The 14,663-nt window shown below is 71.9% G+C and carries 15 protein-coding genes; 10 read left to right on the plus strand and 5 right to left on the minus strand.

The features are described 5' to 3' along the window. The first annotated feature begins 8 nt into the window (after positions 1-8). Positions 9-1,175, plus strand: a complete 1,167-nt coding sequence (locus tag ACZ6SA_RS10815) for a pyridoxal phosphate-dependent aminotransferase (RefSeq protein ID WP_465827564.1) — start codon at positions 9-11, stop codon at positions 1,173-1,175. 78 nt (positions 1,176-1,253) lie between these two features. On the opposite strand, the gene ACZ6SA_RS10820 is transcribed toward ACZ6SA_RS10815, so the two are convergent. Next, positions 1,254-2,354 (minus strand): FUSC family protein, encoded by a 1,101-nt coding sequence (locus ACZ6SA_RS10820; RefSeq protein WP_347644255.1) that lies wholly within the window; start codon positions 2,352-2,354, stop codon positions 1,254-1,256. A 102-nt stretch (positions 2,355-2,456) separates the two neighbouring features. Next, positions 2,457-3,155 (minus strand): alpha/beta fold hydrolase, encoded by a 699-nt coding sequence (locus ACZ6SA_RS10825; RefSeq protein ID WP_347644254.1) that lies wholly within the window; start codon positions 3,153-3,155, stop codon positions 2,457-2,459. A gap of 153 nt (positions 3,156-3,308) precedes the next feature. Between ACZ6SA_RS10825 and bar the strand changes: the two genes are divergently transcribed. After that, on the plus strand, positions 3,309-4,400 hold the full coding sequence (gene bar, locus ACZ6SA_RS10830) for a barbiturase (RefSeq protein WP_347644253.1): 1,092 nt from the start codon (positions 3,309-3,311) through the stop codon (positions 4,398-4,400). A gap of 263 nt (positions 4,401-4,663) precedes the next feature. Here the strand turns inward: bar and ACZ6SA_RS10835 are convergent, their stop codons facing one another. Continuing rightward, positions 4,664-5,254, minus strand: coding sequence for a nucleotidyltransferase family protein (locus ACZ6SA_RS10835; protein WP_465827565.1), 591 nt, complete (start codon positions 5,252-5,254; stop codon positions 4,664-4,666). Between the two features lie 81 nt (positions 5,255-5,335). Between ACZ6SA_RS10835 and ACZ6SA_RS10840 the strand changes: the two genes are divergently transcribed. Together ACZ6SA_RS10840 and ACZ6SA_RS10845 are read left to right on the plus strand one after the other, a co-directional pair. Beyond that, on the plus strand, positions 5,336-5,665 hold the full coding sequence (locus ACZ6SA_RS10840; protein WP_465827572.1) for a PadR family transcriptional regulator: 330 nt from the start codon (positions 5,336-5,338) through the stop codon (positions 5,663-5,665). Positions 5,666-5,732: 67 nt separating this feature from the next. Next, complete coding sequence (locus ACZ6SA_RS10845) at positions 5,733-6,275, plus strand: SseB family protein (protein ID WP_465827573.1); 543 nt, start codon at positions 5,733-5,735, stop codon at positions 6,273-6,275. Between the two features lie 133 nt (positions 6,276-6,408). Here the strand turns inward: ACZ6SA_RS10845 and ACZ6SA_RS10850 are convergent, their stop codons facing one another. Then, on the minus strand, positions 6,409-7,398 hold the full coding sequence (locus ACZ6SA_RS10850) for a hypothetical protein (protein ID WP_347644250.1): 990 nt from the start codon (positions 7,396-7,398) through the stop codon (positions 6,409-6,411). A 226-nt stretch (positions 7,399-7,624) separates the two neighbouring features. Here ACZ6SA_RS10850 and ACZ6SA_RS10855 point away from each other — a divergent pair, with 226 nt between their 5' ends. The 6 genes from ACZ6SA_RS10855 to ACZ6SA_RS10880 are packed head-to-tail and all read left to right on the plus strand — an operon-like array spanning position 7,625 to position 12,196. Continuing rightward, positions 7,625-8,206 (plus strand): prepilin peptidase, encoded by a 582-nt coding sequence (locus ACZ6SA_RS10855; RefSeq protein ID WP_347644249.1) that lies wholly within the window; start codon positions 7,625-7,627, stop codon positions 8,204-8,206. A 46-nt stretch (positions 8,207-8,252) separates the two neighbouring features. After that, positions 8,253-9,434 carry a chorismate synthase gene (gene aroC, locus ACZ6SA_RS10860; RefSeq protein WP_465827575.1) on the plus strand — a complete coding sequence of 394 codons (1,182 nt, stop codon included), beginning with the start codon at positions 8,253-8,255 and terminating at the stop codon, positions 9,432-9,434. Beyond that, a complete protein-coding gene (locus tag ACZ6SA_RS10865; RefSeq protein WP_347644248.1) occupies positions 9,431-9,949 on the plus strand; it encodes a shikimate kinase in 519 nt (172 codons plus the stop codon). The genes aroC and ACZ6SA_RS10865 overlap by 4 nt, the downstream gene beginning before the upstream one ends. After that, entirely contained in the window at positions 9,946-11,016 is a 1,071-nt protein-coding gene (gene aroB, locus ACZ6SA_RS10870) for a 3-dehydroquinate synthase (protein WP_347644247.1), read from the plus strand. Before ACZ6SA_RS10865 ends, aroB begins: the two co-directional genes overlap by 4 nt. Next, the gene (aroQ, locus tag ACZ6SA_RS10875) at positions 11,013-11,447 is read left to right on the plus strand and encodes a type II 3-dehydroquinate dehydratase (protein WP_347618235.1); all 435 of its coding nucleotides are present in this window, start codon (positions 11,013-11,015) and stop codon (positions 11,445-11,447) included. The genes aroB and aroQ overlap by 4 nt, the downstream gene beginning before the upstream one ends. Continuing rightward, complete coding sequence (locus ACZ6SA_RS10880; RefSeq protein WP_347644246.1) at positions 11,444-12,196, plus strand: SGNH/GDSL hydrolase family protein; 753 nt, start codon at positions 11,444-11,446, stop codon at positions 12,194-12,196. Before aroQ ends, ACZ6SA_RS10880 begins: the two co-directional genes overlap by 4 nt. A 332-nt stretch (positions 12,197-12,528) precedes the next feature. Here the strand turns inward: ACZ6SA_RS10880 and ACZ6SA_RS10885 are convergent, their stop codons facing one another. Further along, positions 12,529-14,541: an ATP-dependent DNA helicase gene (locus ACZ6SA_RS10885; RefSeq protein ID WP_347644245.1), complete on the minus strand. Its 2,013-nt coding sequence runs from the start codon at positions 14,539-14,541 to the stop codon at positions 12,529-12,531. Between the last annotated feature and the right edge of the window lie 122 nt (positions 14,542-14,663).

Here is a 14,663-nt window from a genome sequence, read left to right on the forward strand (position 1 = left end):
GTGGGCACGTGACCGAACCACTTGTTTCCAGGATGCGCGCCTTCGGCACGACGATTTTCGCGGAGATGAGCGCGCTGGCCGCGCAGACCGGGTCGATCAACCTCGGCCAGGGCTTCCCCGACACCGACGGGCCCGCCGCGATGCTCGACCGCGCGGTCGAGGCGATCGGCTCGGGCGCCAACCAGTACCCGCCGGGACCCGGCGTGCTCGACCTGCGGCAGGCGATCTCCGAGCACCGCTCGGCCCACTACGACCTCTCCTATGACCCGGCGGGCGAGATCCTCGTCACGGTGGGCGCCACCGAGGCGGTCGCGGCGAGCGTGCTGGCGCTGTGCGAGCCGGGCGACGAAGTGATCGCGTTCGAGCCCTACTACGACTCCTACGCCGCCTCGATCGCGCTGGCCCAGGCCCGGCTGGTGGCCGTGACCATGCGGCCGGAGGCCGGCCGCTTCACGTTCGACCCCGGCGAGCTGCGCGCCGCCGTCACGCCGCGCACCAGGGCCATCCTGGTCAACTCGCCGCACAACCCCACCGGCACGGTGTTCACCAGGGAAGAGCTGACCGTCATCGCGGAGCTGTGCCAGGAGCGCGGGCTGATCGCCGTCACGGACGAGGTCTACGAGCACCTCTCCTTCGACGGGGTCGAGCACATCCCCCTCGCCACGCTGCCCGGCATGCGGGAGCGCACGGTGATGATCTCGTCGGCGGGCAAGACGTTCTCGGTCACCGGCTGGAAGACCGGCTGGGTGTGCGCGCCGCCCGCCCTGGTCACGGCGGTGCAGACGGTCAAGCAGTTCCTCACGTTCACGGCGAGCGCCCCGTGGCAGCTGGCGGTGGCGTACGCGCTGCGGCACGAGCTGGAGTGGGTGGCCGCGCTCCGGGCCGGTCTCCAGGACAAGCGCGACCGGCTCATGGAGGGGCTGACGGCCGCGGGCTTCTCCGTGCTCAAGCCCGCCGGCACCTACTTCGTGCAGACCGACATCCGGCCGCTGGGCTTCGAGGACGGCCTGGAGCTGACCCGCCGGCTGCCCGGCCTGGCCGGGGTGGTGGCGATCCCGACCCAGGTCTTCTACGACCATCCCGAACGCGGGCGGCACTTCGTACGGTTCGCCTTCTGCAAGAAGGACGAGGTCATCGACGAGGCGGTGACCCGGCTCAAGCGCCTGTCGGCCTGACCCGTGCCGGCGGGCGCGGTCCCGTCGGCACGGAGAGCGTCCTGCCGCGCAGCCGCACAGTCCCGTCGTGGCGGGCGGTCACCTGCGGTGGGCGTTGCCGCCGCTCGGCTCGTCCAGCGGGGTCAGCGCGGCCGTCGCCTCCTCGTTCTCCATCCCGGTCGCCTGGAGCAGGTCGACCACCACCGAGCGCAGCTGCGCGATGATGACGTGCGCCGAGAACCCCAGCTGCGGGGGCCGTTCCCGGGCCGCGACGGCGAGCAGGGCCTGCCGCGCCAGCGTCGGCTCGCGGCCCGCCCCCAGCTCCAGCTGCAGCAGCAGCGCCGCCTCCGACACCTCCCGCATGGCCTCGGCCAGCGCGGCCGGGGGAGGGCTGACCTCTCCGAGCGAGGCCAGCGTGCGCCTGATCAGCACGCGTGCGTTCCGCAGCGCGAGGTCCACCGGCATGGCCGCGGTCTCGTAGCGGGCCAGCCGGGCCCGCCGATGCCAGTGCACCGGCGAGATCATGGCGATCTCCTTGCTCGTCTCCAGCGCCGCCTCGAACTCCTCGACCGCTCCCTGCGTGTTGCGGGCCTCCTCCAGCGCCTCGGCGGCCAGCTCCACGTCCCGCTTCTCGATCGCCGCAGCGGCCTGCTCCAGCACCGTCGACAGCGCGTCCAGCACCCCGGACAGGTGTTTCGCGGCGATCATGAACGGGCTGGCGGGCAGCAGCGCGACCGCCGCGATCCCGATGATGCCGCCGGTGAGCGCGTCGGCCATCCGGTCCAGGCCGCCCACGTCCTCGCCAGGCACCAGGGTGGCCACCAGCACGGCCGACGAGCCGGCCTGCGCGACGAAGAGCGCTCCGCTGTTGAGCAGCACCGCCACGGCCATCGCCAGCCCCACCACGAGCGCGAGCTGCCAGGCGCCCGAGCCGATCCAGGCCACCAGCAGGTCGCCCACGCCGACGCCGAGGCTGACCCCGACGACCAGTTCGATCACCCGGCGCAGACGCTGCCCCAGCCCCACGCCGACGCAGATGAGCACGGAGATCGGTGCGAAGATCGGCCGCGGGTGGCCGAGCAGCTCGATGGCGGCGAGCCAGGCGAGCGCGGCGCCGACCGCGCACTGTGCGATGGACGGCGCCATCAGGCCGAACGTGCCCAGCCGTTCCTTCACATGATCGCTGAGCCTCGTTCGCACCTCTCCACCTTGGCGGATCTCCGGCACAATGTCACGTTTGCCCCGGCCAGGTGTGTTTAGTCGGGAGCTGGTTCGACGATCAGGAGGGCGCCGCCGACCCGTTCAGGCGTTCGGCGATCCGGCAGCCGCCGGCGACCCGTCCAGGAAGTCGTCCACCACCCGCAGGAACGCGCGGCGCGCGTTGACGTGGACGAGGTGGCCGGCCTCGATCGTGACCAGTTCGGCCCCGGGGATCAGCGCCGCGACGTCCTGCGCGCGCAGCGGGCTCGCCGCCCCGCCCGACAGCACCAGCGTCGGCGCCGTGATCCGCGCCAGCCCCTCCCGCCAGGCCGGATCGGGGTCGACGAGTTGCCGCTCGGTGTCGTGCATCATCCGCCAGTCGAACCCCGTCGACCCGTCCTCCACGAGCGGCGCGCGGTTCTCCAGCGGGTAGGGCTGCGGCGGATCCTCCAGCACGAGCCGCTCGACCCGCTCGGGACGGCTCATGGCCAGAAGACAGGCCACCACGCCGCCGAGCGAGTGCCCCACCACCGTGGCGCGTTCGATGCCCAGGTGGTCGAGCAGCCCGGCGACGTCCTCGGCCATGGCGGGCAGCGGATATTCGCCCGGACGGTCGCTGGCCCCGTGCCCGCGCAGATCGAGCGCCAGAACGTGACGGCGGGCGGCGAAGTGCTGGGTGATGCCGTTCCAGTCGTTGTGGTCGGCGGTGCGCCCGTGGAGCAGCAGGAGCGCGGGCGCGGAAGGATCGCCTTCCTCCCGGTAGACGAGCCTGATCCCGTTGACGTGCGCGTCGCGAATCACAGGCGCGACCCTACCGCCGCCGCTCAGCGCACGTTGACATCGTCCGCGGCGTTCCTGGGCAGACATTGACCATGAACCCCGCTGACCGGCTCGGCTAGCGTCGCCAGGACAGGGGGCCAGAACAGGGGAAAGTACTGGAAGAAGGGGCTTCGCATGCCGGACCCGATAGAAGTGCGCAAGGTGCCCATCGAGAGCGTCACCGACGCCTCAGGGTTGTCACGGCTCATCGCCGACGGAGTGATCGAGGCGAGCCGGGTGCTGGCCGTCGTCGGCAAGACCGAGGGCAACGGCGGCGTCAACGACTACACGCGCATCCTCGCCGACCGCGCCTTCCGCGAGGTGCTCGCCGAGCACGGGCATCCGGCGCCGGACAGCGTGCCGCTGGTCTGGTCGGGCGGCACCGACGGCGTGCTCAGCCCGCACGCCACCATCTTCGCCACCACGGCCGACGCGACCCCGTCCGAGGAGCCGCGGCTGTCGGTGGGCGTGGCCATGAGCGAGGTGATCCTCCCCGAGGACATCGGCAGGCCCGCCATGGTCGAGAAGGTCGCCGCGGGCGTGCGCGAGGCCATGAAGATCGCCGGCATCGACGACCCGCGCGACGTGCACTACGTACAGACCAAGACGCCGCTGCTCACCCTCGCCACCATCACCGACGCCAAGAGCCGCGGCCAGGACACCGCCATCGAGGAGACCGGCCCCTCCATGGACCTGTCCAACTCCACCACCGCCCTCGGCATCGCCGTCGCCCTCGGCGAGATCGACATGCCGCGCGCCGACCAGATCCACAAGGACCTGTCGCTCTACTCGTCGGTGGCCTCGTGCTCGTCGGGCGTGGAACTGGACCGGGCGCAGATCGTCCTCGTCGGGAACGTACGCGGGATCGGCGGCCGCTACCGCATCGGCCACAGCGTCATGAAGGACGCCCTCGACGCCGACGGCATCTGGGAGGCCGTCAGGGACTCCGGGCTGGCGCTGCCGGAGCGCCCGCATCCGTCCGACCTCGGCGGGCGGCTGGTGAACGTGTTCATGAAGTGCGAGGCCGACCCGTCAGGGCGGGTGCGGGGACGCCGCAACATCATGCTGGACGACTCCGACGTGCACTGGCACCGGCAGATCAAGGCGACGGTGGGCGGGGTGGCGGCCTCGGTCACGGGCGACCCCGCCGTGTTCGTCTCAGTCGCCGCCGTCCACCAGGGCCCGTCCGGCGGCGGCCCGGTCGCCGCCATCGCCGACCATGGGTGATCTTCTAGGACTCCTTACGGCTTCGCCGGGCTCAGCCGCCCGCCGCGGGTGGCTGATCGCCTTCCAGGGAAACGCCCGCTGACCCTTCACCGGCGGACCGCCGTCACGGAGCGCACTCTTGACCCTCACCGTGGTGAAACCCGTGACCGATCGCGCGACGTGACACGGGCACCCGTGCGCGCGGGGTTGCGGCAGGGGCGCCGATCGTGCGGCGGTCGACGGGGCGTGGGCGGCCGATGCCGGGCCGGTGCGGGCGGGCGGTGTCAGGGCCAGGGGAGGGCGGTGAGCTCGGGCCAGTCCCTGGTCCATCGGGTCACCTTGGCTTCGTACACGTGCTTGGGAGCCAGCCTGGGGTTGGGACGCAGTCGCAGGCCGAAGGCGTCGGACACGCCGTAGGGCGCGTACACCCGCCACTCGCCCGCCGCCGTGATCCGCGCGCCCAGCGCGCACGTCGTGGCCGGGAAGGAGTCGATCGCGTCCTCGGTGCTGTCGTACGGCGGGCACGGGACGCCGAAGCGTTCTTCGTACCACATGTGCACCCTGGCCTCGTTGCGGATCTCCACCGGCACGCCGCCGAACACCCGCCGCCCGATCCTGATCACCTCGTTCTCGGCCTCCCACGACAGGTCGGACGGGTCGTAATAGATCAGGTCGTAGTCCTTGATGCCGTAGCCCGGGTCGCGCCCGGTCACGTGGTTCCAGACGGTCTGCACGATCGCGCCCGCCGCGACCCACCAGCCGGGCAGGTCGAGTGTCCTCGCCTGATGCAGCACGGCGGTCAGCACCGGGTTGGTGCCCAGGACGCGGGGCACGGCGGCGAGTTGCTCGTCGAGGGGAAGGCGCGCGATCCGCATCGCCACCATGATGTCACCCGCATGTCGGCGGTCCGGATCTGGTGACTATATAGAGTTCGAGATATGCAGAACGGTCCGCGGATGACCATGCCGACCCAGGCTCTGCTCCGCGTCCTCCTCATCGACCCGGAACGCGACCGGTACGGTCTCGAGTTGTGCGAGCTGGCGGGGTTGCCGAGCGGCACCGTGTATCCGATCCTGGCCAGGCTCGAACAGATCGGCTGGCTGGAGAGCCGGTGGGAGGATCCGGAGACGCACGTGGCGCAGGCACGCCCGCGCCGCCGCTACTACCGGATCACCGCTGACGGCGCCGAGCAGGCACGCGACGCCGTCGCCAGGGCATACCGCGCACGCAGACAGCCGGCGCCCGGCTGGCTGCCCCAGGCGGGCACAGCCGGAGGTGGGTCGTGAACGCCGGGGTGCGCGCGCTGCGGGCCAGCCTTCGGGCCGGGTCCGGGCACGGGTAGTCTCGGGGGTTGTGCCGAGCATCCCGCAGCCTCTGAACCCTGACGACGACGGCCGCGCCGCTCCCGCCGTCGCCGCCGCCCTGGCCGCCTTCGAGGCCGGCACGGCCGGCGACGCCGAGGTGCTGGCCGTGCTGAGCGGCGCCAGGCTGCTCGTGCCCGTGGTCGCCCTGCTGACCGAAAGTGAGGTCGGCGCGCACGGGCTCCGGCAGGAGAAGGAGAGCGAGATGGCCCTGCCCAAGCTCGTCGGGCAGGACGGCAGGCACGCGGTGCTGGCGTTCACCGGTGCCGACGCGCTGGCCAGATGGCGTGCGGACGCCCGGCCCATCCAGGCCACCGCGCTCCAGGTCTGCCAGGCCGCCGTGCAGGAGCGGGCGGCGGCGGTCGTGGTGGATGTCGCCGGTCCTGTGCAGTTCGTGATCGAGGGGGAGGTGCTGGCGGCGCTCGCGGCGGTCGAGTCCGGCACCGTGGGCGAGCTCAGCGGCGTCACCGTCGCCCGCGTGGAGCCCGCCCGCAGGCGCCGCCGCTTCCCGTGGGGTCGCAGGGCCACCCGATGACCCACCCGGCCGTCGCCGGAGGCGACGGCCGCCCTTCCTTCACGCATCGTCCTGCACGCGGACGCGGCTCAGGGCACGTCACCCGGACTGTGTCATGCGGGACGGCGTACCGGTCGCGCGGTCACGACGGCGGTCAGGAGCCCGACTCCGGCCACGCCTGGTCCCTCCTGATCGAGCGCACGTTCCCGCCCGGCTCCGGCCGGCTGCGCTGGTTGATCGGCGGCAACGTGAAATGCTCGCGGATCATGTCGACGAGCTTGGCCATCTTGTCGTCGGCCTCGCCGACCTTGCGCTGGTCGAGCGTGACGCCCACGACGTAGCGGCCGTGGTCGACCCAGTAGTGGAACAGCGCGCCGCGCTCGACGTCCAGCACGGTCCTGATCACCGTGCCGCTCTCCAGCAGCCTGAGGTGCGTGTCGAGCCGCTGCCCGATCCAGTCGATCTGGCGGCTCAGCTTCAGATAGGAGATCCTGCGTTCCTCGGGTGTCGACTCGTGGAAGAAGTGCTGCAGGTCGGCGTCGTCGAGCACGTCGGTGTAGAAGGCGCAGCCGCCGGGGCCGAAGAACGCCACGAAGTGCAGATCCTCCTGGTCGATCATGGAGACGCAGCTCCCGAGCGCCTTCTCCATCGCCGCGCTGATGTCCGGCTGCGTGCGGATCAGGATCTCCGACTCGCCGATCACCTTGCGCTTGGTCGTGGTCGGCGACGGGCTCGCCGTCGCCTCCAGGTGCGGCACGTACAGGCCGCGCCGGAAGAGGACCAGCAGGTACGTCCCGGTCAGCAGGGTGAACGCGGCGATCCCGATCATCGACAGGCCGAGCAGCTCGCCGGACATGTGCCCGTTCCACAGAACCGGCCCGAACCCGGCCGCGAACCCCAGCACGATTCCCCCGGCCGCCGTCACGGTCATGGCCGTGACCAGCATGGCCGGCAGCCGCCCGCGCAGCCGGCCCGCGATCAGGGCGATCAGGGCCAGCCCTGTCACCACGGAGACGACGGTGATGGCGCGGGAGACGTTGTACTCCTCGCCCTCGATGTACCAGGCCAGCATTTCGAGCAGGACAGGGGCGAGCACGAAAGTCGCGATGACGACCGCGAATCTGACGAACCGATCCCTGTCCACGCGGGAAGTGTCCGTGATCGGCTCGTCGACCGCAATAGCCGAAGCCCCATCCCCGATGGCGGATCGTGCCTTCGAACGCCCCTGCCGGGCGCCCCCGCCCGGCGGGGGCGCGACGACGGACCGGCTGGGCGCCAGGGCTTGGGGCGGCGAGACGGCGCGGCTCCCGTGGCGGGGGCTTGGGGGCGATCGGCCCGCGGGGGCGGGCCGGGCGGTTTAGGGTCTGGGCGTGGTCGCACTCATGGCGCTGCTCGGACTCCTGTGCGGACGCGCCATCCGGGCGCTGGCCGATGCCTATGACGACGGTGTCACCCCCGTCCCCCCGTGGCCGCCGGCCATCGAGGTGGTGTGCGCCGCCGTCACCGCGCTCGTCGCGTGGCGGGTGGGGCTGCCGTACGCGTGCTTCGCCGTGATCGGGGTGGCTCTGGCCGTGGTCGACTGGCGTACGAGCCTGCTGCCCGACGCGATCACGCTCCCGGCGTACCCCGTCATGGCGCTGGCGCTCGTGCCGACGGGGGAACTGCCCGCGGCGCTGGCCGGCGGGGCGGCGCTGGCGGTCGTGTACGCGCTGCTCTGGTTCGCCAGGCCGTACGCGATGGGTCTGGGGGACGTGAAGCTGGCCGGGCTCATCGGCATGACGAGCGCGGCGCTGGGCTGGCAGGCGCTGGTCGTCGCCGCCTTCGCCGGACAGTTGCTGGGCGCGCTGTACGCCGTCGCCCTCCTGGTGACGAAGCGTGGGACCCGGCACACCGAGTTCCCTTTCGGGCCGTTCATGCTGCTAGGGGCGTTCAGCGTGCTCTGTCTCGGTTGATGAACGCCGGTCCGGCCACTGGGCCGCACATGGAAGACTTGGAGTCATGTTGCGCTGGTTGACCGCCGGAGAATCCCACGGGCCCGAACTCGTCGCCGTCCTCGAAGGCCTGCCTGCCGGCGTCGAGGTGACCACGGCCGCCATCGACGAGGCCCTGCGCCGCCGCAGGCTCGGCTATGGCCGCGGCGCCCGGATGAAGTTCGAGCAGGACCAGGTGACGATCGTGGGCGGAGTGCGCCACGGGCGCACGATGGGCAGCCCCGTCGCCATCCGCATCGGCAACACCGAGTGGCCCAAGTGGGAGAAGGTCATGGCGGCCGACCCGGTCGACCCGGCCGAGCTGGAGGGCCTGGCCCGCAATGCTCCGAGGTCGCGCCCCCGCCCCGGGCACGCCGACCTGGCGGGCATGCAGAAATACGGGTTCGACGACGCCCGGCAGGTGCTCGACCGGGCCAGCGCCCGCGAGACCGCGGCCCGCGTCGCGCTCGGCGAGGTCGCCAGGCGCTTCCTCAAGCAGGCGCTCGGCGTCGACATCGTCAGCCACGTCACCTCCATCGGCGGCGCCAGGACTCCGGCCGAGACGCTGCCCGGCGCCGCGGACCAGGCCCGCATCGACGACGACCCGGTCAGGTGCGCCGACCCTGAGGGCAGCGCCGCGATGATCGCCGTCATCGACAAGGCGCACAAAGACGGCGACACGCTCGGCGGCGTCGTCGAGGTGCTGGCCTACGGCCTGCCGCCGGGCCTCGGCAGCTACACCCATTGGGACCGCAGGCTCGACTCGCGGCTGGCCGCGGCGCTCATGGGCATCCAGGCCATCAAGGGCGTCGCGGTCGGCGACGGCTTCGAGACCGCCATGCGGCCCGGCTCCCGCGCCCACGACGAGATCGAATACACCGCCGACGACGGCGTCAGGCGCATCACCAACCGCGCGGGGGGCGTCGAGGGTGGCATGACCAACGGCGAGGTCCTGCGCGTCAGCGCCGCGATGAAGCCGATCTCCACGGTGCCGAGGGCCCTGGCCACCATCGACGTCAAGACCGGTGAGGCGGCCAAGGCCCACCACGAGCGCTCCGACGTGTGCGCCGTGCCGGCCGCGGGCATCGTCGCCGAGGCGATGGTCGCGCTGGTGCTGGCCGACACGGCGCTCGAGAAGTTCGGCGGCGACTCCGTCGAGGAGGTCGCGCGCAACCTGTCCGGCTACCTCTCTTCCATGGTGATCAAATGAGTGCACAGCCATCGGCGAGCATCGTCGTGCTGATCGGCCCTCCCGGGTCAGGCAAGACCACGATCGGGCGGCTGCTGGCCGAGCGGCTCGGTGTCGGGTTCCGCGACACCGACGCCGACGTCGAGGCCGTGGCGGGCAAGCCCGTCTCCGACATCTTCGTCGAAGACGGCGAGGCCCGCTTCCGCGAGCTCGAGCACCAGGCCGTGCGCAGGGCGCTGGCCGAGCACGACGGCATCCTGTCCCTCGGCGGCGGCGCCGTGCTCAACGAGGAGACCCAGGCCATGCTCGACGGCCACCACGTGGTCTACCTGCAGGTGGGGCTCTCCGACGCCGTGCAGCGGGTCGGGCTCGGCTCGGCCAGGCCGCTGCTCGTGCTCAACCCGCGCAGCCAGCTGAAGAAGCTGATGGACGAGCGGCGTCCGGTCTACGAGCGGCTGGCCGTGACGACCGTGGTCACCGACAAACGCGAGCCGGCCGAGCTGGCCGACGAGATCGTGAAGGGGCTGCCCGCATGAGCGCGACGCGCATCCACGTACGCGGCGACAGCCCCTACGACGTCGTGGTCGGCACCGGCGTGCAGGCCGAGCTGGCGACGCTGCTCAAACCGGGCGTGCGCACGGTCGCGGTCATCCGCCCCGAGAGCCTGCCCGATCTCGCCGGGCCGGTCACCGCGACCCTGTCGGAGCGCGGCTACGAGGTGGCCGACCTGCCCGTGCCCGACGGCGAGCAGGCCAAGTCCGTCGACGTGGCCGCGCGCCTGTGGTCCGCGCTCGGCCGGCACGGCGTGACCCGCTCCGACGCCGTGATCGGCGTGGGCGGGGGAGCGACCACCGACCTGGCCGGGTTCGTGGCGGGCACGTGGCTGCGCGGCGTGCAGGTCGTGCTCGTGCCCACGACGCTGCTGGCCATGGTCGACGCGGCCGTCGGCGGCAAGAACGGCATCGACACGCCCGAGGGCAAAAACCTCGTCGGCACGTTCCTTCCGCCGGCCGGGGTGTTGTGCGAGCTGTCGACGCTCGACAGCATGCCCAGAGCCGACTACGTCGCCGGCCTCGCCGAGATCATCAAGGGCGGCTTCATCGCCGACCCGGACATCCTCACGCTCGTCGAGGCCGACCCCGAGGCCGCCACCACACCCGGCGGCCCGCACACCCGCGAGCTGATCGAGCGCAAGATCCAGGTCAAGGCCGACGTCGTCGGCGCCGACCTGCGCGAGTCCGGCCTGCGCGAAGTCCTCAACTACGGCCACACGCTCGCCCACGCCATCGAACGCGAAGAGCACTACACCATCCGCCACGGCGAGGCCGTCGCCATCGGGATGGCCTACGCCGCCGAGCTGTCGCGCCTGTCCGGACGCGCCGACCTGGTCGAGCGCACCAGGTCGATCCTCACGAGCGTCGGCCTGCCCGTCTCCTACCGCGCCGGCGCCTGGCCCCGGCTGCGCGACCACATGCGCCTGGACAAGAAGAACCGCGGAGCCAAGCAGCGCTTCGTCGTGCTCGACGACCTGGCGCGACCCGGTCGCCTCGAAGATCCCGCAGAAGAGCTGCTCGAAGCCGCCTACAAGGAGATCTCCGCATGATCCTCGTGCTCAACGGCCCCAACCTGGGCCGGCTCGGCGTCCGCGAGCCCGACGTCTACGGCGCCGAGACGTTCGAGGACCTCGCCACCCTCTGCCGCGACACCGGGCGCAAGCTCGGCGAGCACGTCGAGGTGCGCCAGACCGACGACGAGGCCGAGCTGATCGGCTGGATCCACGAAGCCTGCGACGGCCGCATCCCCGTCGTGCTCAACCCGGCCGCCTTCACCCACTACTCCTACGCCCTGCGCGACGCCATCGCCCAGCGCACCGCGCCGCTCGTCGAGGTGCACATCTCCAATCCCGCGGCCAGGGAAGAGTTTCGCCATACCTCCGTCGTGGCCGGGGTGGCGACGGGCACGATCGCGGGCTTCGGGCTACAGTCATACATCCTTGCGCTGCACGCTATCGCGGAGATGAAGACGACCTCATGAGGCATTACAAGTCCTTCGTCGCTCTCGGCGACAGCTTCACCGAAGGGCTGAACGACCCCGGGCCGGACGGCCACTACCGTGGCTGGGCCGACCGGGTGGCCGAACGGCTCGCCACCGACAACCCCGGCTTCCGCTACGCCAACCTGGCCGTGCGCGGCAAGCTGATCGGACAGATCGTCGCCGAGCAGGTGCCGCTGGCCGTCGAGATGGCGCCCGACCTGGTCAGCTTCTGCGCCGGCGGCAACGACCTGCTCAGGCCCGGCAGCGACCCCGACGTGATGGCCAAGCAGGTCGCGCGAGCCGTACGCGACCTGCGGGCCGGGGGCGCCGACGTGCTGCTGTTCACCGGGGTCGACCCGCGCGACACGCCGGTGATGCGGCGCCTGCGCGGCCGCTTCGCCATCTTCTACCTGCACCTGCGCTCCATCGCCGACCTCTACGGGTGCCGGCTCGTCGACCAGTGGTCGATGCAGGGGCTGCGTGACTGGCGGGCATGGAGCGCCGACCGCCTGCACATGAACGAAGACGGCCACCGGCTGGTCGCCGCGCGCGTGCTCGACGTGCTGGGGGTGCCGTTCGACGACTGGCGCAAGGGCTGGCCGGAGCGGGCGGTGGACCCCCGGGCGCGCCGGCGCGAAGACGCGCAGTGGATGCGCGAACACCTCGTCCCCTGGGTCTCCCGCCGCCTCCGCGGCGTCTCCTCCGGCGACGGGGTCTCTCCCAAGCGTCCGGATCTCTCTCCTTTCTAGCGTCACGGCTCCGCCGCAGGTGGCTGACGGCCTTCCAGGGGAACGCCCGCTGACCCTTCACCGGCGGACCGCCGTTACGGAGCGCGCTCCTGACCCTCGCCGTGGTCAAGCCCGTGACCGAGGGTGCGCACGGCCGGCAGCGGTCGGGCACCGGAGGCGCGCATCCGAAAGGCTTCTGGCACGCCGTTTCGTCGATGGCCGGGCCCGCAGGCATGCGCAGCCGACCCCGCCGCCCACGCGACCGGCAACTGTCAGCCGCCCACGCGGCCGGTCGGGTGTCGACCGCCACGCGGCCGGTCCGGCGTTGGCCGTTACGCGAAAACGGTCATGTGTTAACCGTCGCGCGCCTCAGAGGCCGTTTCCGCGAGGCGTTTGAGTGCGGCTCGGGGGATGGCCGGGTCGTTCGTGCGCCAGAACGGCGGAAGGGAACCCAGGAGGAAGCCGCTGTAGCGGGCCGTGGCCAGGCGCGGGTCGAGGACCGCGATCACACCCTTGTCGTCCTGGGCGCGCAGGAGGCGGCCGGCGCCCTGGGCCAGCAGCAGGGCGGCGTGGTTGGCCGCCACCGCCATGAACCCGTTGCCGCCCTTGGCCGCCACGTGTCGCTGCCGCGCCGAGGTCAGCGGGTCGTCGGGGCGCGGGAAAGGCACCCGGTCGATGATCACGAGCCGCAGCGACGGGCCGGGCACGTCGACGCCCTGCCACAGCGACAGCGTCCCGAACAGGCACGTCGGCTCGTCCTCGGCGAACTGCTTGACCAGCAGCATCGTCGAGTCGTCGCCCTGGCACAGCAGCGGCACGTCCAGCCGCTCGCGCAGCGCCTCGGTGGCCGCCTTGGCCGCCCGCATCGACGAGAACAACCCCAGCGTGCGGCCCCCGGCCGCCTCGATCAACTCGGCGATCTCGTCGAGGTAGGCTTGCGGCAGCCCGTCGCGCCCCGGTTGGGGCAGGTGTTTGGCGACGTAGAGGATGCCCGCGCGCGGATGGTCGAACGGCGAGCCGACGTCGATGCCCTGCCAGCTTCTGCCCTCGCCCAGCCCCCACTGCGCGGCCAGCGGGTCGAACGTGCCGCCGAGCGCGAGCGTGGCCGACGTGAGCACCACCGTGCGCTCCCCGAACAGCTTGTCGCGCAGCATGCCGCTGACGCTCAGCGGCGCGACCCGCAACATCGGCGGCCGGCGGTCGGTGCCGGCGTCGAGCCAGACCACCTCCGCCCGGTCGGCCTCCGCCGCGTGTCCGTAGGCCTCCAGCATGCGCACCGCGGTGTCGTGCACCTCGTCGAGTGCCGTGAACGCGGCCTTGCGCTGACCCGCCTTGTCGGGGTCGTCCTTGTCGGCGTTGCGCGGGCCGAGCGCGGTGATGCATCGCCAGGCCGTGTCGCGTACGAGCGCCAGCGTCAGCCCGAGCACCTGGGGGAGCTCGTCGATGCGCCCGGGCGGTGCGGCGGCCAGCAGCGCCTTGAGGTCTTCGCCGGCCTCCATGAGCTGGTCGGCGATCGGCTGCTCGATCAGCCGGCCGACCCGGCGGACCGCCAGCATCACCGAGGTGTCGGACAGCTCGCCGGTGACCACCGACGTCACCCGGTCGACGAGCTCGTGGGCCTCGTCGACGACGACGACCTCGTGCTCGGGCAGCACCGGCAGGTCGCCCATGGCGTCGATGGCGAGCAGCGCGTGGTTGGTCACGACCACGTCGACCTCGCCCGCCCGCGCCCTGGCCAGCTCGGCGAAACACTCCGCGCCGCTCGGGCAGCGGGTGGCTCCCAGGCACTCCTGCGCGCTCACCGAGAACTGCCGCCACGCCTGCTCGCTCACGCCGGGCACCAGCTCGTCGCGGTCGCCGGTCTCGGTCTCCTCGGCCCACTCCTGGATGCGCTGCACCATGCGGCCGGTGGCGCTCACCTCGCGCGGGTCGAAGAGCTGGTCCTGCTCGTCCTCCTCGGGCCAGCCCGCCGTCGCCTTGTAGCGGCACAGATAGTTACGCCGGCCCTTGAGGATGGCGAACGTCGGCTCGTGCGGCAGCTCCTTGCCCAGCGCCTCGGAGAGCCTCGGCAGGTCGCGGTCGACAAGCTGGCGCTGCAGCGCGATCGTGGCCGTGGAGATCACGACCGGCTTCTCGCTGTCCATCGCGTGGCGGATCGAGGGCACGAGGTAGGCCACTGACTTGCCGGTGCCCGTGCCCGCCTGGACCGCCAGGTGCGTCTTGTCGTCGAGAGCCTGCCGCACGGCCTGGACCATGGTGATCTGGCCCTGCCGTTCGCTCCCTCCGAGAGCGTTGACCGCGATGCTGAGCAGTTCGTCCACTGACGGGAGATGGGAGTCCGGCACGGCACTAAACGCTACCTGCATTCCAGGGCCGCCGCGCCGAACGGGGCGTGATCGGCCAGACGCATCCCGGCATTCCTGAATCGGCGCGACGGCACGCATGGCACACTGGTCGATCGGGACTCCAGCTGGTGCCAGAAAGTCTC

It is taken from the genome of Nonomuraea sp. NPDC049378 (assembly GCF_055586745.1).